This is a genomic window from Halomonas sp. GFAJ-1 (genome assembly GCA_002966495.1).
In the GTDB taxonomy this organism is placed as follows: domain Bacteria; phylum Pseudomonadota; class Gammaproteobacteria; order Pseudomonadales; family Halomonadaceae; genus Vreelandella.
On record CP016490.1, the window covers coordinates 1,513,779 to 1,533,560 of the forward strand.

General features: G+C 54.4%; 19 protein-coding genes and 5 tRNA genes. 9 read left to right on the plus strand and 15 right to left on the minus strand.

Annotated features, from left to right (window positions below):
• The first annotated feature begins 18 nt into the window (after positions 1-18).
• Complete coding sequence (locus tag BB497_06885; protein ID AVI64288.1) at positions 19-930, plus strand: tRNA 2-thiocytidine(32) synthetase TtcA; 912 nt, start codon at positions 19-21, stop codon at positions 928-930.
• Here BB497_06885 and BB497_06890 read toward each other — a convergent pair.
• The 11 genes from BB497_06890 to BB497_06940 form a co-directional block, all read right to left on the minus strand.
• Positions 917-1,669: a Crp/Fnr family transcriptional regulator gene (locus BB497_06890; protein AVI62448.1), complete on the minus strand. Its 753-nt coding sequence runs from the start codon at positions 1,667-1,669 to the stop codon at positions 917-919. The two genes, BB497_06885 and BB497_06890, sit on opposite strands and share 14 nt — an antisense overlap.
• Positions 1,670-1,727: 58 nt before the next feature.
• A complete protein-coding gene (locus BB497_06895) occupies positions 1,728-3,155 on the minus strand; it encodes an oxygen-independent coproporphyrinogen III oxidase (GenBank protein AVI62449.1) in 1,428 nt (475 codons plus the stop codon).
• Positions 3,156-3,330: 175 nt separating this feature from the next.
• The gene (locus BB497_06900; protein AVI62450.1) at positions 3,331-4,026 is read right to left on the minus strand and encodes a copper resistance protein; all 696 of its coding nucleotides are present in this window, start codon (positions 4,024-4,026) and stop codon (positions 3,331-3,333) included.
• On the minus strand, positions 4,023-4,250 hold the full coding sequence (locus BB497_06905; protein ID AVI62451.1) for a cytochrome oxidase maturation protein, cbb3-type: 228 nt from the start codon (positions 4,248-4,250) through the stop codon (positions 4,023-4,025). The genes BB497_06900 and BB497_06905 overlap by 4 nt, the downstream gene beginning before the upstream one ends.
• Positions 4,247-6,724: an ATPase P gene (locus tag BB497_06910; GenBank protein ID AVI62452.1), complete on the minus strand. Its 2,478-nt coding sequence runs from the start codon at positions 6,722-6,724 to the stop codon at positions 4,247-4,249. Before BB497_06910 ends, BB497_06905 begins: the two co-directional genes overlap by 4 nt.
• Positions 6,721-7,239 carry a hypothetical protein gene (locus BB497_06915; protein ID AVI62453.1) on the minus strand — a complete coding sequence of 173 codons (519 nt, stop codon included), beginning with the start codon at positions 7,237-7,239 and terminating at the stop codon, positions 6,721-6,723. Before BB497_06915 ends, BB497_06910 begins: the two co-directional genes overlap by 4 nt.
• A gap of 7 nt (positions 7,240-7,246) precedes the next feature.
• Positions 7,247-8,683: a cytochrome c oxidase accessory protein CcoG gene (locus BB497_06920; GenBank protein ID AVI62454.1), complete on the minus strand. Its 1,437-nt coding sequence runs from the start codon at positions 8,681-8,683 to the stop codon at positions 7,247-7,249.
• A 165-nt stretch (positions 8,684-8,848) separates the two neighbouring features.
• Positions 8,849-9,778: a cytochrome c oxidase, cbb3-type subunit III gene (locus BB497_06925; protein ID AVI62455.1), complete on the minus strand. Its 930-nt coding sequence runs from the start codon at positions 9,776-9,778 to the stop codon at positions 8,849-8,851.
• Complete coding sequence (locus BB497_06930; protein AVI62456.1) at positions 9,775-9,996, minus strand: cytochrome-c oxidase; 222 nt, start codon at positions 9,994-9,996, stop codon at positions 9,775-9,777. The genes BB497_06925 and BB497_06930 overlap by 4 nt, the downstream gene beginning before the upstream one ends.
• Before the next feature lie 3 nt (positions 9,997-9,999).
• On the minus strand, positions 10,000-10,608 hold the full coding sequence (locus tag BB497_06935) for a cytochrome c oxidase, cbb3-type subunit II (protein AVI62457.1): 609 nt from the start codon (positions 10,606-10,608) through the stop codon (positions 10,000-10,002).
• Positions 10,609-10,627: 19 nt separating this feature from the next.
• A complete protein-coding gene (locus BB497_06940) occupies positions 10,628-12,052 on the minus strand; it encodes a cytochrome c oxidase, cbb3-type subunit I (GenBank protein ID AVI62458.1) in 1,425 nt (474 codons plus the stop codon).
• Positions 12,053-12,216: 164 nt separating this feature from the next.
• Between BB497_06940 and BB497_06945 the strand changes: the two genes are divergently transcribed.
• The 6 genes from BB497_06945 to BB497_06970 all read left to right on the plus strand — a co-directional run bounded on the left by BB497_06945 (position 12,217) and on the right by BB497_06970 (position 13,631).
• On the plus strand, positions 12,217-12,984 hold the full coding sequence (locus BB497_06945; protein ID AVI64289.1) for a dienelactone hydrolase: 768 nt from the start codon (positions 12,217-12,219) through the stop codon (positions 12,982-12,984).
• 88 nt (positions 12,985-13,072) lie between these two features.
• Positions 13,073-13,148 (plus strand) — tRNA-Val (locus BB497_06950).
• A gap of 48 nt (positions 13,149-13,196) precedes the next feature.
• Positions 13,197-13,273 (plus strand) — tRNA-Asp (locus BB497_06955).
• A 35-nt stretch (positions 13,274-13,308) separates the two neighbouring features.
• A tRNA-Asp gene (locus BB497_06960) sits at positions 13,309-13,385 on the plus strand.
• 48 nt (positions 13,386-13,433) lie between these two features.
• Positions 13,434-13,509: transfer RNA gene (locus BB497_06965), tRNA-Val, on the plus strand.
• 45 nt (positions 13,510-13,554) lie between these two features.
• Positions 13,555-13,631: transfer RNA gene (locus BB497_06970), tRNA-Asp, on the plus strand.
• Positions 13,632-13,776: 145 nt separating this feature from the next.
• Here BB497_06970 and BB497_06975 read toward each other — a convergent pair.
• The 4 genes from BB497_06975 to BB497_06990 all read right to left on the minus strand — a co-directional run bounded on the left by BB497_06975 (position 13,777) and on the right by BB497_06990 (position 18,156).
• A complete protein-coding gene (locus tag BB497_06975) occupies positions 13,777-14,178 on the minus strand; it encodes a hypothetical protein (protein ID AVI62459.1) in 402 nt (133 codons plus the stop codon).
• A 79-nt stretch (positions 14,179-14,257) separates the two neighbouring features.
• The gene (locus BB497_06980; protein AVI62460.1) at positions 14,258-15,490 is read right to left on the minus strand and encodes a glycolate oxidase iron-sulfur subunit; all 1,233 of its coding nucleotides are present in this window, start codon (positions 15,488-15,490) and stop codon (positions 14,258-14,260) included.
• A 14-nt stretch (positions 15,491-15,504) separates the two neighbouring features.
• Positions 15,505-16,605 (minus strand): glycolate oxidase subunit GlcE, encoded by a 1,101-nt coding sequence (locus BB497_06985; protein AVI62461.1) that lies wholly within the window; start codon positions 16,603-16,605, stop codon positions 15,505-15,507.
• Positions 16,606-16,656: 51 nt separating this feature from the next.
• A complete protein-coding gene (locus BB497_06990; GenBank protein ID AVI62462.1) occupies positions 16,657-18,156 on the minus strand; it encodes a glycolate oxidase subunit GlcD in 1,500 nt (499 codons plus the stop codon).
• 277 nt (positions 18,157-18,433) lie between these two features.
• Here BB497_06990 and BB497_06995 point away from each other — a divergent pair, with 277 nt between their 5' ends.
• A complete protein-coding gene (locus tag BB497_06995) occupies positions 18,434-19,183 on the plus strand; it encodes a transcriptional regulator GlcC (protein AVI64290.1) in 750 nt (249 codons plus the stop codon).
• Positions 19,184-19,243: 60 nt separating this feature from the next.
• Positions 19,244-19,768 (plus strand): gamma carbonic anhydrase family protein, encoded by a 525-nt coding sequence (locus BB497_07000; GenBank protein ID AVI62463.1) that lies wholly within the window; start codon positions 19,244-19,246, stop codon positions 19,766-19,768.
• The last annotated feature ends 14 nt before the right edge of the window (positions 19,769-19,782 follow it).

Here is a 19,782-nt window from a genome sequence, read left to right on the forward strand (position 1 = left end):
AGCGGCAGTGCCTATACCATGCAATCTCTTGATTATTTTGACCCGGCGACCATCGATGCCGCCCAAGCGGCCAGCCAGCAATCCCTACCCGACACCCAAGACGCAAAACAGAAGCGTGAATTCAACAAGTTGCAAAAACGCCTGCGTCGCGAGGTGGGTAACGCAATCATCGATTATCAGATGATTGGCGAAGGCGACCGGGTGATGGTGTGCCTATCGGGTGGCAAAGATAGCTACACCATGCTTGAGATTTTGCGCAACTTGCAGCGCAACGCCCCGGTTAACTTCTCACTGGTGGCGGTGAATATGGATCAGAAGCAACCGGGTTTTCCAGAGCACATCCTGCCGCAGTATTTGGATAAGCAGGGGGTGGAGTACCATATTCTAGAGCGGGACACCTACTCGGTGGTGAAAGAGAAAACACCAGAAGGAAAGACCACGTGTGCACTCTGTTCGCGACTGCGTAGAGGGTCGCTGTATGGATTTGCTGAAGAGATTGGCGCTACCAAAATTGCTTTGGGTCATCACCGGGAAGATATTTTAGAAACGCTGTTTTTAAATATGTTTTTTGGCGGGACTTTAAAAGCTATGCCGCCTAAGCTGCTATCTGATGATGGTAAAAATATCGTCATTCGTCCGCTTGCTTACTGCAAAGAGGCGGATATTGCCGAGTTCTCCCGGCTAATGGAGTTCCCCATCATTCCCTGTAATCTGTGTGGTTCGCAGCCCAACCTCCAGCGTCAGGTCGTTAAAGATATGCTGGCAGAGTGGGATAAGAAGCATCCTGGGCGGCTGGAAAGCATGTTTAAAGCGGTGACGAATGTGGCCCCCTCCCAGCTTGCCGACCGCCAGCTATTTGATTTTGCAAACCTTGAAAGCAAACAAGCAGCACTGATGGCCGGGCGCATTCAAGCATTTAACGTGGGGTAGCGGTCTGCTCGTCCTCTTCGGCCAAGATAATTAACCGCTGCATGTCGAGGATATTAATTTCACGCCCTGACACGGCTACCACGGCTTGTTGCTGGAAACGGCTAAGAATGCGGCTGACGGTTTCTACCGCGAGGCCCAAGTAATTTCCCATATCCGCCCGGGACATAGAGAGCCGGAAGCTGTAGGGGGAGTAACCACGCCGACGAAAGCGGTCTGAGAGCGTGATTAAAAAGCTAGCGAGTCGCTGGTCGGCGGTTTTGCGTGATAGCAGGCGCATCATGCGGCGGTCATCTTTCAGCTCTTTACTCATGCTCCGGTAGAGCTGTCCCCGTAGTTCGGGAAGCTCTTCAGAGAGCGTGTCCAAGCGGTCGAAAGGGATTTCACAAACGGTCGTGGTTTCCAAGGCAATAACGCTGCCGGGGTAATAGTTTTCATCAATGCCGTCTAACCCCACCAGCTCGCTGGGCAGGTAGAAGTTGGTAAGCTGGTCGTTGCCATTCCCTTCGCTGGTGACCTGTTTAAGGCTACCCGAGCGAACGGCATACACACTGGTAAACGGGTCTCCCTGGCGAAACAGCGGCTCACCTTTTTTAAGCGGTGCCCGGCGGCGGATAATAGCGTCAAACTGCCCCATGTCCTCAAGCTCAAGGGCCAGCGGTAGGCACAACGAACTAAGGCTGCAGGTTTGACAGCGTGCTTCTTGCAGCAGTGAACGTCGGGGGCTGGCTTGGTGAGGCATGTAATTCTCCGTTTATCATTTGCCATGATAGGCGCCAGGCAAGAGCGCCTCAATAGGGTCACATAATTTTTGAATAACGCTGAGACGACTGGCCGGATAAATAAGCATCGAAGGCCATGGCAAGATGACGAATAAGCAGTCGGCCTGTGGGTGTGGCGCTCAAAGAGAGGCCGTCACGTATCAGCAAGCCGTCCTGTTCTGCCGCGTGAAGCTGCTCAAGAACGGGAGAAAAGTAGTCAGCAGCATCAATTCCCCAGCGCTGGCCTACTGCTGCTAGATCAATTCGCATATCACACATTAAGCGTTCAATAACGTCTCGCCGTATTAGGTCGTCCTGATTTAATCTTAAACCTTTTGCTGTTGCTAGCCTACCTTGATCTAGTGCTGCTTCAAAGTGTTCAAGAGAGGTTGGGTTTTGCGCATAAACGTCATCCACGCGAGAAATGGCTGAGACGCCTAGCCCTATCAGATCACACTGAGCATGGCTGGAGTAACCTTGGAAATTACGCTGAAGTGAGCCGTTGCGCTGGGCAACCGCCAAGCTATCATCCGGTCGGGCAAAATGATCCATACCAATGTGTACATAGCCTGCGCTGGTAAGCATCTCAATAGTCGTATGCAAAATAGCGAGTTTCTCATCGGCACTTGGTAAGTCTTCCTCATTAATACGTCGCTGAGGCGCAAAACGAGTGGGCATATGGGCATAGTTAAACACTGATAGCCGTGCTGGGTTTAGCTCAATAACCTGCTGCAGTGTGTCGGCAAAGCTCTGCTCGGTTTGAAAGGGCAGGCCATAGATCAAATCGAGATTAAGTGAGCGAAAACTTAGACGATGAGCTTCATCCATTAATGTTTCGGTGAGCACTCGCGGCTGCACACGATTAATCGCTTTTTGTACCTGTGGGTTTAAATCCTGTACGCCAAGGCTCAGCCGGTTAAACCCAAGTGACTGTAAGTGGCGTAGGGTAAATACATCGGCTTCCCGTGGGTCAATTTCAATAGCGTAATCACGATCAGGCGACATGGATAAACCAAAGCGAGCGTCTAAACGGTCAATCAGGTCGCTCATTTGTGCAAGCGAGAGAAACGTCGGTGTACCACCACCCCAGTGCAACTGTTGTACTGGCCGCTGAGTATCTAGGTGGCGGGCGGTTAGAACCATTTCACGGTCGAGTCTAGAGAGATATGGCTCTGCCAGCTGGGTGTTTTTGGTAGCAATCTTATTGCAGGCACAGTAAAAGCAAATTTTGCGGCAAAAAGGCACGTGCACATAGAGCGATAGCGGTCTTTGGCTCTGATTGCTACGCTCAAGCGCCTGGGTAAAATCATCTGCGGTGAACTGCTCATTGAAAGCGAGCGCGGTTGGGTAAGAAGTGTAACGGGGGCCGCTTTTGTCATAGCGGCGAAGCAGCGCTTCATCCCAGGCTGTGGCCGGAGGCGCTGCAAGTGTAGGGTGTGAAACGGCAGCAGTGGCATGTGCAGGCATGGAAGGCGCTCCAGGGTTTAAAAGCAAGGCTTGCACCAAGCTTGAATAGCAAGATCAAAAGCAATAGGGGATCACAGGTGTTAATGCCGAGAAAAACAGGCTTAAACGCTGCTAAATGCTAGAACAAGCAAACCATGAAAGCGTTGAGCTGCATCAAGGTATACGCGTCAGGGTGTTAATGGGCGCCATGACCCATCAGCGCCCATAGCTGCCATACCGCAAAACCAATAATAGTCAGTGCAGCGATGCTACGAGTGGCCGGATGGCGTATTAGCTGGCTAAGCTGCTGGGCAGCCAAGCCGGTGGCCAGCAGCGCTGGTAGGGTGCCTAAACCAAAGGCGCCCATCAGCAGTGCACCTTGGAGTGGGTCGGCGATAGCGAGGCTCCAGGCCAGCATGGAGTAGACAAGGCCGCAGGGTAGCCAGCCCCATAGCGCGCCAAGGGTGAATGCCTGGGGAAGGTGCACAACGGGCATCAAACGCCGCCCTAGCGGCTCTATATAGCGCCATAGGTGTCGCCCAATGGCTTCGACCTTAAGCAGACCCTTCCACCAGTTGGCAATATACAGCGCCATTAAAATCAGCATGAGCGCGGCAAAGGCTTGCAGCATAATGCGGGCGGTGGGAGAAAGCGAAATAAGCGTACCCAGCGCCGCCACTAGGGCGCCTGCGACCATGTAGCTCAGAATGCGGCCAGCGTTATAGCTTAGTAAAAGGCCACCCATACGGGCGGGGTGGCGCATGCTTGGCGGTACAGCAAAGGTCAGTGCGCTCATAATGCCGCCACACATGCCGATACAGTGAGCACCCCCCATTAAACCAAATACAAAAGCCGCCATGACCGGTGGTAAATCTAAGCCTGTTGGGTTCATGACGGCGGTTCTGAGTCGTTTGGCTTAGCCTGTTTGCGAGACGCTAATTTACGCTCGTCGCGCTGCTCCTTGGTTAAGTCATTCTCATCGTCATCGAACAGAACGCGGTAGGCGGGCCCTTCAAGATCATCAAACTGGTCGTGCTTAACCGCCCAAAAAAACGCCCAGACGGCGAGGCCGAGCAAGATAAGTGATAGAGGGATTAGCAAATAAAGAATTGTCATGCGTTCACCGGATGGGTAGTCGCTATCAGTGGAGCCGATTGGGTGCGCCAGCGTGACAGGCGCAGCGCATTACCCACCACTACCAGAGAGCTAAGCGACATGCCAATAGCGGCAAGCCATGGTGGTATAAGGCCCATGGCGGCCAGTGGCAGTGCTGAGAAGTTGTAGCAGACTGACCACAGCATATTTTGTCGCATGATCTTGCGCGTGGCTCCGGAAATCTCGATAGCGTCATATATCCGCATCAAACGGGGACTGAGAAGTACCGCATCGGCGCGCGTGCGGGCTAAATCCGTGGCGCCGTTCATGGCAATCGCCACGTCAGCACCCGCTAAGACGGGCACGTCGTTGATGCCGTCGCCAATCATTACGACACACTCGCCTTGGGCTTGTAGCTCGCGTAGTCGCTCAAGTTTTCCTTCGGGTGACCTGCCCGCATGCCAGGTGGTGATATTGAGCTGCTGGGCGAGGCTCTCAACCGCCTCTTGGGTATCCCCAGAAAGAAGTTCAACCGTTAACCCTCGGGCCTGGAGGGCGGCCACCGTTTGGGCTGCATCATCACGAATGCCGTCATGCAGTTTAAACCATGCGCGCGGCTCGCTATTTTCGCTCAGCAGCAGCCACTGCCCGGGGCCGGGCGGTGCAATAGCCGTTTTACAGGCAAAGTCCGGTTTCCCTAGGCGCCAAGTAGAACCGTTTAGCGTGCCTTCTAACCCAGAGCCGGTATGGCTTTGTACGTGATGAGCCTGCAGCGTAGCATCGCGGAAAGGGCGGAATGCCCGAGCGATAGGGTGCTCTGAGTGGGCTTCCAACGCTGCGGCAATCGCCCTGGCTCGCTCAGCGCTGAGTTCGGGCAGCTCAGCGGAAAGGCCAGTAAGCGGAGTTGTTTGCGTGAGGTGCATTTCGCCCCGGGTCAGCGTGCCTGTTTTGTCGAAAATAACCCGAGTAACGTTCGAGAGCGACTCCATGGCATCGGCGCGGGTGATTAGTACTCCGCGTTTGCGCAGCTGACCATGGCCAGCCGTTAAGGCAGTAGGGGTCGCCAGGGCCAGCGCACAGGGGCACGTGACGACCAGCACTGAAAGCATGATCCATAGTACTCTTGATGGATCGATGTACCACCAGGCAAGGGTAACGCAGGCCGTCACTACCAGCAGGCGCAAAATAAAGAGATGCGCCATACGTGCGGCCATTTGCGCAAGCCTTGGGCGGCTGGCAAAGGCGCGGTCGGTTAAATCTACAATGCTCGCCACGCGTGCTTCACCACCCGCATGGGTAACGGTGACGACCAGCGGGTTTTCCATATTCTGACTGCCGCCGGTGACGCTATCGCCCACGCGCCGCGTGACCGGCAAGTACTCCCCGGTCAGCATGGACTCATCGAGACTGGATTCACCCTCTTCGATAATACCGTCGGCGGGCACGCCGTGGCCGGGTTTGATGAGTATTCGGTCGCCTGTTGTTAGTTCGCTAGCAGGCAGAATCCGCTCGCTGCCATCGGCTTCAAGACGCGTGGCGGAAACCGGCAAAACACCGCTTAATGCGTTGCCACTGTGGCCGCTGCGTCGTCTGGCGCGGCCTTCTACATAGCGGCCAAACAGCAGGAAGAACGTAAACATGGCCACTGAGTCGTAATACACCTCACCCACTCCAAACAGCACCGCATAACTGCTGGCTAAGTAGGCGCCACCGATGGCCAGCGAGACCGGCACATCCATGCCCAGCACGCCGGTTTTAAGATCGCGCAGCGCATTACGGAAAAAGGGTTGGGCTGAGAAAAGCACCACGGGCGTTGCTAGGGCAAACGATAGCCAGTGGAAAAGTGCATAAAAATCCGCGCTGATTTCGCCAGGCCCTGCGACGTAGATCGGGATAGAGAACATCATGACCTGCATCATGCCCACTGCGGCGACAATCAGACGGCGTACGTTCATCCGCTCTTCATGTTGAAGACGCGCTTGGGCTTGATCAGGTTCGTAGGGCTGGGCGTCGTAACCAATTGCCGCCAGCTCGGCGAATAGCTGCGATAGCTTGACAACGTTTGGATCCCAGCTCACTCGCAGGCGATGATGGGTCAAATTTACCGCACTGGATCCTACGCCCTCAAGGGCATTCAGGCGGTGTTCAATTAGCCAAGCACAAGCAGCACAAGTAATACCCTCAACCGCTAATGTCGCCCTAACAAACCCTTCGTCACCATCTGCGTGCACAAACTGTGCCTGCAGGCCGGGGTCGTCAAATACCGACCAAGTTTCTGCTTTGGTGGCTTGGCGCTCATCAGGGCGCTCAGGTAGCTCGGTGCGGTAGCGGTAATAGCTTTCCAGCCCCCCACCCACAATAGCATGTGCTACTGCTTCGCAGCCGGGGCAACAAAGCGGATGGGTAGTTTCATCAAGGGCAATTTGCCACGGTGCCCCTGCGGGCACCGGATTGCCGCAGTGGTAGCAGCTAGAGGACGTCAAGGTAGTGCTCATTCGCTTTCAGAACGTCCTCCGGGTAGCAGGGCAATGCTATTTTCATTAGGAAAGCGTGCTACTCCGATGAGGCGCCAATCGGCATCCTCTTCGTCTGGCTGTAGCTGCAAGTACCAACGGTAGCGCAAGTTATCGGGTCCTTGGGCGAGATAGCGCCCCTCTCTGACATGCTCAAGCACAAACTGCTGATCGCGATCATCCTGCGTAGGGAAGATCAGTTTCAAATATAGCGTGTCAGGATGCACGTCACCGTCGAGGTCAAGAACGATATCGCTGGTGAGCGGGTCAATACGAAGCTCTGCGCTCAGGTTTAATTCACGCGCGCGCTCCTGCTTAGCAATGACCACGTTAATGGCTCGGCCATGCTCGTAGTAGTCATCTTGGACCAAACCATCGGATGTGCGTATCGCCATGACAGCGAGTGTGCTACTGGCAAAGATAGAAACACCTAAAAGCCCAAGTAAAAACCAGGGCCAAACTTGCTTATACCATGGGGTAACGCTCTGGGGTGACATGGTGCCTTTATCTCCTGATGTCGCCTAGGAAGCGTGCTTCACGCTCAATGCGTATACGCTCGTCCTGCTGGGCTTGTAAAGTAAATGTAATGGGGTGGCTCGGCTCACTTAGATCACTTGCGTCTACGAGTACAGTCACTACCCGGAGGCGAGAGTCGCCCGCGGGGACGCTTACCACGACATCGTCTAGCGTAAGGCTTGGTAGCCCCGATACGCTTAAGCGATACGTATGGTCTTGGTTGTCTAAGTTGCGGATGTTCAAGCTATACACATTGCTAATGCGCCCATCCCGCGTGGTTTGGTAAAGCTGGGTACGTTCGCGCTCAACGTCGAAACCTAGCGGCATACGGTCGTTAACCGCCCAGGCAAATGCGGCCACCATCACGACGAGCGCAGCAAAATAGCCAAGCAGGCGAGGGCGTAAAATATGGCTTTTTTTGCCCTCCAGCGCATTTTCAGTGGTGTAGCGAATTAACCCCCGGGGGTAGCCCATTTTATCCATAACGCTATCGCAGGCATCAATACACGCCGCACAGGTGATGCATTCATACTGCAGGCCATCACGAATATCGATGCCCGTTGGGCACACCTGAACACACAGGTCGCAGTCAATACAGTCGCCAAAGCCCGCTTCTCTAGCTTGGGTATGGCTAAGTGATTTTTTGCGGCTACCACGCGGTTCGCCGCGTGCTTCATCGTAGGAAACGATGAGCGTGTCGCGATCAAACATTACCGACTGAAAGCGTGCATAGGGGCACATATAAATGCACACCTGTTCGCGCAGCCAGCCTGCATTTAGGTAGGTGAACACTAAAAAGAAGCCCACCCAGAAGTAAGACCAGCCGTGGGCTTCCAGGGAGGGGAGTTCGATAACCAGCGTCCGAATGGGGGTAAAGTAGCCGACAAAGGTAATGCCGGTAGCAAGAGCGATCAGCAGCCACGCAGCATGCTTAACCCCTTTACGCCACGCCTTATTGGCGGTGAGCGGCTGCTTGTCCAGCTTGATACGCTGGTTTCTGGAGCCTTCAATGCGGTGCTCAAGCCAAATAAACAGAAACGTCCAAACACTTTGTGGGCAGGTGTAGCCGCACCAAACACGCCCTGCAAAGACGGTAATAAAAAACAGCCCAAAGGCGCAGATAATCAGCAGCCACGACAGTAGGACAAACTCTTGCGGGTAGAACGTTGCGGCAAAGATATGAAATTCACGGCCGGGTAAATCAAACCAAATAGCCGGGCGGGAGCCCCAGTTAACCCATGGGAGTAAGAAAAATACCAGCATGAGCGCCCAGTTAGCGCTGCGCCGAACCTTTTGAAACAGGCCTTTAATTTCGCGCACGTAAATGTGGCGGCGTTTGGCGTACATTTCCTGGGTTTCACTTTCCCCCGGGGTATGATGCCCAACAGTCGGTGGCGTTATATCGCGGCTAGGTATTTTTTCCATGGCAATGATCGCAGCTCACAAGGCAGGAATAGATGGCAGCACGGGGATCAGCTGTCAACCAGATAACATTCAGCGATGAATAGTGTATCGGGTTGTGGATGAAGAAAGGGTGCGGTATGTAACCGCACCCCCTTTAATCAGCCTTTTAAAACAGCTTAGCGATGTTTAGTCGTTAAACCGTAAGCTGTAAACATAGGCGGCTACTAAGTGAACACGCTCTTCACCGATATAGGCAGCCTGTGCTGGCATGTGACCATTACGGCCATTACGTAGCGTTTGACGAACCGAATCTGCAACGCTTTGGCCAGGCGCTTGATAGAGCCAAATATCGTTGGTCAGGTTGGGCGCGCCGAGCGCAGTGTTGCCGGTGCCATTAGGCGCGTGGCAAGCCGCACAAACCGCCATATAAGTGCTTTCACCGCTGTCAGCTCGCTCAGCATCATGCTCTAGGCTGGATAACGCTAGAACGTACTGGGTGAGGTTCTCAATGTTATTCTCACCTAGCTGCTGCCACGAGGGCATCAGACCGTTACGACCATGGTTCAGGGTGGCTAGAATATTTTCAGGCTCTCCACCGTACAGCCAGTCGTCATTGGTCAAGTTCGGGAAGCCGTAACCACCCTGAGCGTTGGAACCATGGCATACAGCGCAGTTATTCTGATAGATACGCTCTGCTACCTGCATGGCATCGTCATCTCTTGCTAGTTCAGGAATAGGGACTTCCTGATACTGGGCAAAAATTGGCGTGAAGCGTTCCTGAGCGTCGGCCACTTCCTGCTCCCACTGGCTCTCCTGGGACCAGCCCAAAATGCCGGCGTAGTTACCCAGTCCTGGGTAAAGAACCAAGTATCCGAGCGCAAATACAACTGTTAGAACAAATAGCTGGAACCACCACTTAGGTAGTGGATTGTCGTACTCTTCAATGCCATCAGCTGCGTGACCTGTAGTCTCAACATTGCCGTCAGCGTCTGGAATCTTATCGGTACGGCGGTTGGACATTAAAATCCAAACGCTTAGAGCGATAGTGCCCAGCGTGATGACAATAATCCAGGCACTCCAGAAGCTGGATAGGGAGTCACCCCATAAATTATTCATCTGTTTTTATCTCCCCTGTCGTGGCGGGAATCTGCTTCGCGATCAGGCGAAGCATGCTGATCACTGGCTGTTTGCTTATCACTGTCGTCGGCGAATGGCAGGTTGGCTGCTTCGTCAAAGTCTGGTTTACGTCGCTTTGAGTAGGACCAAACAAAAATGCCTATAAAAGCGATAATCAAAAACAGCGTAATAAGACCGCGGAAAGTTCCCGTATCCATAGCTTAGCGAGTGCCCTCAAGCACAGTTCCTAGTTGCTGCAGGTAGGCGACCAGCGCAGTGATTTCCTGCTGACCTCGAACGTCTGCAGTAGCCGTGGCGATGTCCTCATCAGTGTAAGGCACGCCTAGTCGACGCAGGGTACGCATTTTAGCTGGGGTAGCGTCGCCATCAAGGGTGCGCTCAAACAGCCAAGGGTAAGCCGGCATAATAGACTCTGGCACCACATCGCGGGGGTTATACATGTGTGCACGGTGCCAGTCATCGCTGTAGCGGCCACCGACGCGTGCTAGATCTGGGCCAGTACGCTTAGAGCCCCACAGGAAGTTGTGCTCGTACACTTCCTCACCGGCAACGTTATAGTGGCCGTAACGCTCGGTTTCTGCACGGAAAGGGCGCACCATTTGCGAGTGGCAGCCTACGCAGCCCTCACGACGGTAAATATCACGCCCTTCCAGTTCCAGTGCGGTTAAGGGGCGTAGCCCCTCAACAGGTTCGGTGGTGTCTTTTTGAAAGAACAGTGGAACCACCTCAGCCAAGCCGCCAAAGCTGATCGCAACCAGGATCAACACGGCGAGCAGGCCAACGTTCTTTTCGACAATCTCGTGTTTCATTGGTCTCAACTTCCCCGATTTAAGCGGCTTGCGGCGCTGGTTGGCTGATAGCTTCGCGGCGTTTCACGGTCATATAAACGTTATATGCCATAAGCAGCATGCCTACGATCCAGAAGAGGCCACCAATCAAGCGAACAAAGTAGCCGGGGCCACTGGCTTCAACCGATTCAATGAAGGTGTACATCAGGGTGCCATCGGCGTTAATTGCACGCCACATTAAGCCCTGCATGATGCCGTTCACCCACATGGCGGCGATGTAGAGTACGGTGCCGATAGTGGCTAGCCAGAAGTGCACTGCGATCAGGCTTATGGAATGCATTTCAGTGCGACCAAACAGGCGAGGAATCAGGTGGTACATAGAGCCAATGGTGATCATGGCAACCCAGCCAAGCGCGCCAGAGTGTACGTGACCAATGGTCCAGTCAGTATAGTGAGAGAGCGCGTTAACGGTCTTAATCGCCATCATCGGACCTTCAAAGGTCGACATGCCGTAGAACGAAAGCGCCACGACCAGGAACCGCAGGGTAGGGTCAGTACGCAATTTATGCCAAGCACCTGACAGGGTCATCATGCCGTTAATCATGCCGCCCCATGAGGGTGCCAGCAGAATAATCGACATAATCATACCCAGCGACTGCGCCCAGTTGGGCAGCGCGGTGTAGTGGAGGTGGTGCGGGCCTGCCCACATGTAAATCATAATCAGCGCCCAAAAATGGACGATGGAGAGGCGATAAGAGTAGATCGGCCGCTCAGCCTGCTTGGGTACGAAGTAGTACATCATGCCCAAGAAACCTGCAGTCAAGAAAAAGCCAACCGCGTTATGGCCATACCACCACTGCACCATGGCATCTATTGCGCCTGCGTAAATAGACGTGGAGTACATTGGGGTGACCGGGATGGCGGCATTATTGACGATATGCAGCACGGCAACCGTAATAATAAACGCAGCAAAGAACCAGTTAGCCACGTAGATATGCGACGTGGTTCGCTTCTTAATCGTCATTAAGAAGACAATCGCGTAGCTAATCCAGACAACGGCAATCAAAATATTGATTGGCCACTCAAGCTCTGCATACTCTTTGGTCGTGGTATAGCCTAGTGGCAAAGTGACCACGGCAGAAAGGATGACCGCCTGCCAACCCCAAAAAGTAAATGCGGCAAGCTTGTCAGAGAAAAGGCGTGTCTGACAGGTGCGCTGAACAACGTAGTACGATGTCGCAAATAGCGCCGAGCCACCAAAGGCGAAAATTACGGCGTTAGTGTGTAACGGGCGTAGACGCCCGAAGCTCGTCCAAGGTAATCCGAGGTTCAGTTGCGGCCAAACCAGCTGTGCGGCGAGGATGACACCAACGGTCATACCTACGATGCCCCACACAACGGTCATAATCGCAAACTGCCGAACCACCTTGTAGTTATAGGTCGGGTGTTCCAGTGCTGTGCTCATTTCATGTTCCCATCGAACGCGGTTAGGGGGTAACCCGTGGCATTTTGCACGGATGCGGCCACCCGCTTGATGATGCAGGTCAAGATCCAGTCGCGATTCTAGCGCAGCAGCGCCTCAAGCTGAACAAGCCAATTGGAATAACACGGAATTACTAGGAGTGCATGGTGTCTCTTTACGCTGAGTTGGGTTTCGTTAACATTGGGCCAGATGAGTTGCCCAGTGTCATTAGTAGCGGCACTAAACAGCGGTTTATAGTGGATGGTTATGGGCCTTTAGCGATTTCGGGCATTCCAAAATATGGCCGAATATTGTTTGCTCATGGCGCGGGTGCCGGGCACTTGTCAGATTTTATGCGTCAATTTGTCGCGACGCTGGCAGGCCATGGATTGCAGGTGCTGGCTATTGATTTCCCTTACATGCAGCAAGTTTACGAGCAAGGAAAACGCCGCCCGCCACCCCCTGTTAAGCAAACCCTGGCCCACTTTAGCGCTTGGTATGAGTTGCTGCATCCGCTAGGGGAAACTCCCTTGTGGGTCGGTGGGAAGTCAATGGGCGGCCGTATTGCCTCTATGTTTGCCAGTGAGGCTTTCACGAGTGGGCATGCAAACAGTCAAAATGGTTGCCCTGGTGTTGTTGTCGCAGGTTACCCTTTTCACCCGCCCAGGCAGCCCCAGAAGCTTCGCGTGACGCACTTTTCGTCTATTAGCTGCCCAATGTTGATTCTCCAGGGCGAGCGGGACCCGTTTGGTAGTGTGGGAGAGGTGGCCGGTTGCTCACTCCCCGCCACTGCCCAGCTAATGTGGCTACAGGATGGGGATCACGATTTTAAGCCGCGCCGCGCTTCTGGGTTAAAACATACGATTTTGATTGACGAAGCAGCCACTCATGCGGCATTCTTCGTCCGCGCTCACCACACGGTAGCGGCAGGATGAGTAACGTATTGGTTTGAATCAAAAGATTTAAACACGATGTATTGACATTCAGCCATACTTCTGTAGAATGCAGCGCCACGTGACCAGCGGGCGGTTAGCTCAGTTGGGAGAGCACCAGCCTTACAAGCTGGGGGTCACTGGTTCGAACCCAGTACCGCCCACCATTTATTTGGTGCCTGGAAGCGTAAAGCAGTACTAATTGATGTAGAAGTGGACCGGTAGTTCAGTTGGTTAGAATGCCGGCCTGTCACGCCGGAGGTCGCGAGTTCGAGTCTCGTCCGGTCCGCCATCATCAGTCTGTATTGTAATTAGTTGTCGTTAAGTGGACCGGTAGTTCAGTTGGTTAGAATGCCGGCCTGTCACGCCGGAGGTCGCGAGTTCGAGTCTCGTCCGGTCCGCCACGATAACGTAAGAAATTGAAGTGTTAAGCACACTTGCTTAAATACTTTGGGCGGTTAGCTCAGTTGGGAGAGCACCAGCCTTACAAGCTGGGGGTCACTGGTTCGAACCCAGTACCGCCCACCATTTAAAAGCATTTTTCGCAGTTAAATGGTTTTAGTGCCTTGATGTGGACCGGTAGTTCAGTTGGTTAGAATGCCGGCCTGTCACGCCGGAGGTCGCGAGTTCGAGTCTCGTCCGGTCCGCCAGTCAAGTTGCACTTGTGTTGCAGTTAATACATCGGCTAAAGCCGAACGAATTTAAAAAAGCCCGGATCATCGATCCGGGCTTTTTGTTGCGTGCAGTTTAATTTCGTATGGTTATTGCGTGCAGCATAGAGGCTGCACGCTGGCATCAGGCAATCGCGCTCACGCCTGCCTTGGCAACTTGCACATCCTGGTCAGGCTTGACGCCTGAAATGCCTACAGCGCCCACCACATGGCCATCTACCGTGATGGGTACACCGCCTGATAACAAGCCCTGAAGCGGGGCAGAAATAAACGCGGTACGGCCGCCGTTGATCATCTCCTCGAAAACCTGGGTTTCTTTGCGGCCAAGTGCGGCGCTGCGTGCTTTTTGCGTGGCAACATCAGCACTAAAAGGAGCAGCGCCATCTAAACGGCGGAGTGCCAAAAGGTGGCCGCCGTCGTCGGTAACTGCAATGGTAACGGGCCAGCCGTTGCTGTCAGCTTCTTTCTGGGCGGCGTCTAGTACGGTAATGACGTCAGCTTGACCGAGAATTGATTTGGTTTGCATGAAAAACTCCTTTTTATTAAGGGGGGGGAGTGCCGCGCAGCCAGCCAGGCGTGGCTGTCACGGCAGAATAAGTTAGCGGTTATACCAGCGCGGCATCAACCACTTCCACCCAGTGGCGAACCGGGGTGCGGTTGGCGCTGGCAAGGTGTGTTTGGCAGCCAATGTTAGCAGTTACAATGACTTCTGGGTTACCTGCTTCCAGCGCATTTAACTTGTTGTCCCGTAATTGGGTAGCTAGCTCCGGCTGGGTAACCGAGTAAGTGCCTGCTGAACCGCAGCAAAGATGGCTATCTTTGACGGGTGTGAGTGCAAAGCCTAGCTTGCTGAGTACGCCCTCAACTGCGCCGTTGAGCTTTTGCGCATGCTGTAGGGTGCAGGGGCAGTGAAAGGCTAGGCGCTGGTGCTCTTTAAGCTTGAGTTGCTCAAGCGGTTCGTCGCGCAGTACTTCAACGAGGTCTTTCGCCAGCGCGCTGACCCTTTGGGCTTTATCGGCATACGTGGGGTCATCTTTGAGCATGTCACCATACTCTTTGACGAAAGCGCCGCAGCCGCTAGCAGTTTGCACAATCGCTTCTACGCCCTGTTCGATATGTGGCCACCAGGCGTCGATGTTAGTACGCATGCGAGTGCGACCGTCGTCTTGGGCATTTAAGTGAAAATCGATGGCCCCACAGCAGCCAGCTTCGCTGATGGGCGTTACGCTAATGCCCAAACGATCCAATAAGCGCGCTGTGGCCGCGTTAGTGTTGGGCGAAAGGCCGGGTTGAACGCAGCCCTCTAATATCAGCACTTTTCGCTCATGGCGCTGGCTGTCGGGGCGCTGGCCAGCATCCACGGGGGCGGGGGGCATTTTGCTGCGCAGTTTGCCGGGTACCAGTGGCTTAAAGGTTTGCCCTAATTTTAGCAGCGCTTTGAAGCGCTTGGGTTCCACCAGCATTTTGCGCAGGGCATAACGCTGGGCGCGCTCTGAGGCCGAGCGTGGCACACGACGCTCAATTTCAGCGCGGCCAATATCAAGCAGTTTGTGGTACTCAACCCCAGAAGGGCAGGTGGTTTCACAGTTGCGGCAGGTGAGGCAGCGGTCTAAGTGAAGGCGTGTCTCTTCGGTGACTTGATCATCGTCATCGCGACTTTCAAGTAGCTCCTTCATTAAGTAAATGCGCCCACGGGGGCCATCGCGCTCATCGCCCAGCAGTTGGTAAGTGGGGCAAGTGGCGTTGCAAAAACCGCAGTGCACGCAGGTGCGCAGAATACGCTCAGCTTCCTGAATATGCGGTTTTTGAAGGTCCGCGTCAGTAAAATTCGTCTGCATGTCAGCTCTCCTGATTAAAACGCCGCATAAAGACGACCGGGGTTGAAAATGCCATGGGCATCCAGCTCCGCCTTCAGGTTGCGATGGTACTTTTCAACCACTGAGTTGAGCGGAGTAAACGGCGACTCTGCCCCCCCATTGGCGTGGGGAGTATAACAAGTGGCGTGTCCGCCTGCGGCGCGGCAAGCCGCGCGCAGGGTGTCTGCGTCGAGGTGGGTTTTCACCCAGCGCTGGCTGCCGCCCCAGTCATAGAAAATGTCATCCTCAGCAATATCTAGCGCCAAACGGGGGGTGTGGGGCGGTAGTGATAACCGCCACAGCGCCTGCCCTTCGCCAAGGGTGAAAAATTCGTGCTGATGATCGCGCAGCTGCTGCCAAAATTCTGCGGAAAGGGCTTCGCCACCTAACCGTTCTTGAGTGGCGTTAACAGAGCTTATACCGCCTTCTAGGCGAATAAATAGCTCACCTGCGCGCCACGCGGCGGCGGTGATGGGTAACGGCTGACGGCCAAGTTCTGAGAGCTTGTTCAGCGCGTCGTCTAGTCCCATGGTAAGGCGAAGGCTGTGGCTGGCGTTGGGGATTGGCAGTACCTTAAATGAGATATCCGCTAGCACCCCGAGCGTGCCCTGGGCGCCGGCCATCAGGCGCGACAAGTCGTAACCCGCTACATTTTTCATTACCTCGCCACCAAAGCGCAGTAGTTTGCCTTCTTGGGTGATCACCCGGGTGCCCAGTACAAAATCTCGAGCAGCGCCTGCCCAGGGTCGGCGTGGGCCAGAGAGTCCGGTGGCCACGGCGCCGCCGATGGTGCTGGCCTCACTGAACATGGGCGGTTCAAAGGCCAGCATCTGATTGTGTTCAGCAAGTGCTGCGTTGAGTGCGCTTAAGCGTGTGCCCGCGCGGGCAGTCACCACCAGCTCTACGGGGTCGTACGACACTATGCCGCTGTGGGCGGCTATGTTGAGTGCTTTACCTTCTACCGGGCGACCATAAAAGGCGCGGGAGTCGCCCGCCACAATGCGCAGCGGCGTTCGCTCAGCGTAGGCGCTGCGCACTTGTTCGCACAGCTCGGCAGCAATGTCCTGGTCGGCAGCGTTAATCGCTAGTTCGGTCATGGTGATTCCTAATGATTATTTTCCTAGTGATGGTGATAACTAGGCGCCGCCTTAGAAGCGCGGTAGCTCCGGATGCGGTAACTCATTGTTATGCACATGCATAGCGCCAAACTCGGCGCAGCGCGCCAGGGTAGGAATATTTTTCCCTGGGTTCAGCAGGCGTTTAGGGTCAAATGCGGCTTTTAAGGCGTGGAAAACGCTAATTTCATCGGCTTGGAACTGGCTGCACATTTGATTGATTTTCTCTCGCCCTACGCCATGCTCGCCGGTAATTGAGCCACCGGCGGCCACGCAAAGCTCAAGAATTTTGCCGCCTACATCTTCCGCTAACGCTAGTTGACCCTCTTTGTTGGCATCAAACAGAATCAGTGGGTGCATATTGCCGTCACCCGCGTGGAAGACGTTGGCGACTAGCAGGCCGCTCTCTTCGGAAAGGGCGGCAATACCTTTAAGTACCCGCGGCAGTTCTCGACGGGGAATCGTGCCATCCATACAGTAGTAGTCGGGTGACATACGCCCAACAGCGGGAAAGGCGTTCTTGCGGCCCGCCCAGAACTTGGCGCGCTCGGCTTCATCGCGCGCCTGCTGAATGTCCGTGGCGCCTGCTTTCTCCAATACCCGGCGAACGGTATTACAGTCGTCGTCCACATCGGCTTCAACGCCATCCAGCTCGCAGAGTAGAATCGCTTCTGCTTCAACGGGATAACCCGCTTTGATGAAATCTTCGGCGGCTTTGATAGCCAGTTTGTCCATCATTTCCAGGCCGCCGGGAATGATGCCTGCAGCGATGATATCGCCCACGGCTTGGCCAGCTTTTTCGATATCATCAAAGCTTGCCATCAATACTTTAGCGGTTTCAGGCTTGGGTAGTAGCTTGACGGTGATTTCGGTGACCACCCCTAGCATACCTTCAGAGCCATTCATCAGCGCGAGTAGATCAAAGCCTGGGGCGTCCAGGGCCTCTGAACCCAGCGTCATGTGTTCACCTTCAATGGTTAGCACATCGACCCGCATGACGTTGTGTACCGTCAGGCCATACTTCAAACAGTGAACGCCGCCCGCGTTTTCGGCGACGTTGCCACCAATGGAGCAGGCAATTTGCGAGGAGGGGTCGGGGGCGTAATACAGCCCGTAAGGCGCTGCTGCTTCGGAAATAGCCAAGTTGCGCACGCCAGGCTGTACTTGGGCGAGGCGTGCGTCGGGGTCTACCTTAATGATTTGATTAAACCGCGACATCACCAGCAGTACGCCATGCTCAAGCGGAAGGGCGCCGCCTGAAAGGCCGGTGCCTGCCCCTCGGGTGACGACAGGTACGCTTAGTGCGTGGCAGCGTTTCAGCAGACCTTCAACCTGCTCTAGAGTTTCCGGCATTGCTACCAGCATGGGCAGTACGCGGTAAGCGGCTAACCCATCGCACTCGAAGGGGCGTAGATCCTCTTCGCGGTGAAGCAACGTTAACGAGGGAACGGTGCTTTGCAGGTCGCTAAGCACTTCAGCTTTGTCACGGTGGACGAATTCCCCATCGAGGCGTTCGTCAAAAAGGATATTCATAACGACATCCTAGCTTTTTATCATGAGAAGTAATGGCCACAGACTAACCGCGGCATTGTTATACCTACCGACCAATTTGAGCTTTTTTTGTGCGCCTGTCTAGGTTGTGGTGCAATGGTCTGACCAGTAATTAGTCGATAGCTAATCCCCTGCTAATTGCTTTCATCGCCTTGGCGTCTTCGTGAGCCAATAGCTATTGCAATGTGGTCTAACCCTAAGGGGTGTGAAGGGATGGCTAAAGGAGCAATCAGTGGTCGTAAGCAGTGACGATATTCCTATGGGGCGGCGCACTCCCGAGCATGTGGCCGCTAAGCTTGAGGAGTTAATTCTAGAAGGCGTTTTTCGCCCCGGCCAACTGCTGCCTTCGGAAAGGCGCTTATGTGAGCGCTTGGGCGTGTCTCGCGCATCGCTGCGCGAAGGGTTAAGAATTCTGCGCAGTAAAGCCATTATTAATACGCGACAGGGGCACGGTTCAACGGTGGCGTCGCTACTGCCGGTGCACCAGCAAAGCCCTCTGATGCATCTGTTTCGTGACCATCCGCGCACGCTGTTTGACTTGCTGGAGGTGCGTGCCTTGCTGGAAGGCGAGTCCGCCTATTTGGCCGCCAGGCGCGGTACGTCTATGGACCGCGTACTGATTACTCGTCGCTACCGAGCGTTAGCCGAGTATGCCGCTCAACCTGACGGCATCGATGTCGAGCAGTTGGCCCGGCTTGACCACGCTTTCCATTTGGCAGTTTCTCAAGCTTCCCATAATCCGGTGCTGGTCCATACGCTGCAGAGCCTAACTGATTTACTGCTGAGTTCCGTCTTTGCCTCGGTGAAGCACCTTTACCATCGCCCTGGCCCCAGGGAGATGATCAATCAGCAGCATGCCAACTTGCATGATACGGTGGTTAGCGGCGATGCAGAGCAGGCAAGGAGCATCGCGTTAGAGCATCTGACCAGTATCAGTGAGCTGCTGCGCGAGGTAGAGGCAGAGCATGACCGTCTCGAACGTTCGGCAATGCGCTTAGAGCAGTGGTAGCTATGCATTAGGGTTTCATCCGTAATGGCCGTGGGTGCCAGCTAATAAAAGGAGTGTAATGTGGCAATTTATCAATTTGGCGAGCTAACGCCCGATATTCATGATGATGTGTATATCGCCGATACGGCTGATGTGATTGGGCAAGTGACTCTCAAGGCGCGCTCAAGCGTTTGGTATCAAGCAGTTCTGCGTGGCGATAGCGATCATTTAGAAGTAGGCGAAGAGAGCAATATCCAGGATGGCGCAGTGCTCCATGCTGACCCAGGCTACCCGCTTAAAATCGGCAAGGGCGTCACGGTGGGACATCAGGCGATGCTGCATGGCTGCACGGTAGGTGATGGTTGCTTGATAGGCATTCAGGCGGTGGTGCTAAATGGTGCCGTCATTGGTGAAAACAGCTTGGTAGGGGCGGGGGCGTTTATCAAGGAAGGTGCGGTATTTCCTCCCAATTCGCTGATTGTTGGCTCGCCGGCCAAAGTAGTGCGAGAACTTTCTGCAGACGCAATAGAAGGGCTGAAGTTGAATGCGCAAAGCTATGTGATGCGTGGTCAGCAACATGCGACAACCCTAAAGCGTATCGACTAACCGTTCTAATCTGC

Excerpts from the sequence above, each read along its gene's own strand:
- BB497_06885 (AVI64288.1), top strand. The coding sequence starts at position 19 with ATGCAATCTCTTGATTATTTTGACCCGGCGACCATCGATGCCGCCCAA.
- BB497_06890 (AVI62448.1), bottom strand. The coding sequence starts at position 1,669 with ATGCCTCACCAAGCCAGCCCCCGACGTTCACTGCTGCAAGAAGCACGC.
- BB497_06895 (AVI62449.1), bottom strand. The coding sequence starts at position 3,155 with ATGCCTGCACATGCCACTGCTGCCGTTTCACACCCTACACTTGCAGCG.
- BB497_06900 (AVI62450.1), bottom strand. The coding sequence starts at position 4,026 with ATGAACCCAACAGGCTTAGATTTACCACCGGTCATGGCGGCTTTTGTA.
- BB497_06905 (AVI62451.1), bottom strand. The coding sequence starts at position 4,250 with ATGACAATTCTTTATTTGCTAATCCCTCTATCACTTATCTTGCTCGGC.
- BB497_06910 (AVI62452.1), bottom strand. The coding sequence starts at position 6,724 with ATGAGCACTACCTTGACGTCCTCTAGCTGCTACCACTGCGGCAATCCG.
- BB497_06915 (AVI62453.1), bottom strand. The coding sequence starts at position 7,239 with ATGTCACCCCAGAGCGTTACCCCATGGTATAAGCAAGTTTGGCCCTGG.
- BB497_06920 (AVI62454.1), bottom strand. The coding sequence starts at position 8,683 with ATGGAAAAAATACCTAGCCGCGATATAACGCCACCGACTGTTGGGCAT.
- BB497_06925 (AVI62455.1), bottom strand. The coding sequence starts at position 9,778 with ATGAATAATTTATGGGGTGACTCCCTATCCAGCTTCTGGAGTGCCTGG.
- BB497_06930 (AVI62456.1), bottom strand. The coding sequence starts at position 9,996 with ATGGATACGGGAACTTTCCGCGGTCTTATTACGCTGTTTTTGATTATC.
- BB497_06935 (AVI62457.1), bottom strand. The coding sequence starts at position 10,608 with ATGAAACACGAGATTGTCGAAAAGAACGTTGGCCTGCTCGCCGTGTTG.
- BB497_06940 (AVI62458.1), bottom strand. The coding sequence starts at position 12,052 with ATGAGCACAGCACTGGAACACCCGACCTATAACTACAAGGTGGTTCGG.
- BB497_06975 (AVI62459.1), bottom strand. The coding sequence starts at position 14,178 with ATGCAAACCAAATCAATTCTCGGTCAAGCTGACGTCATTACCGTACTA.
- BB497_06980 (AVI62460.1), bottom strand. The coding sequence starts at position 15,490 with ATGCAGACGAATTTTACTGACGCGGACCTTCAAAAACCGCATATTCAG.
- BB497_06985 (AVI62461.1), bottom strand. The coding sequence starts at position 16,605 with ATGACCGAACTAGCGATTAACGCTGCCGACCAGGACATTGCTGCCGAG.
- BB497_06990 (AVI62462.1), bottom strand. The coding sequence starts at position 18,156 with ATGAATATCCTTTTTGACGAACGCCTCGATGGGGAATTCGTCCACCGT.
- BB497_06995 (AVI64290.1), top strand. The coding sequence starts at position 18,434 with ATGGGGCGGCGCACTCCCGAGCATGTGGCCGCTAAGCTTGAGGAGTTA.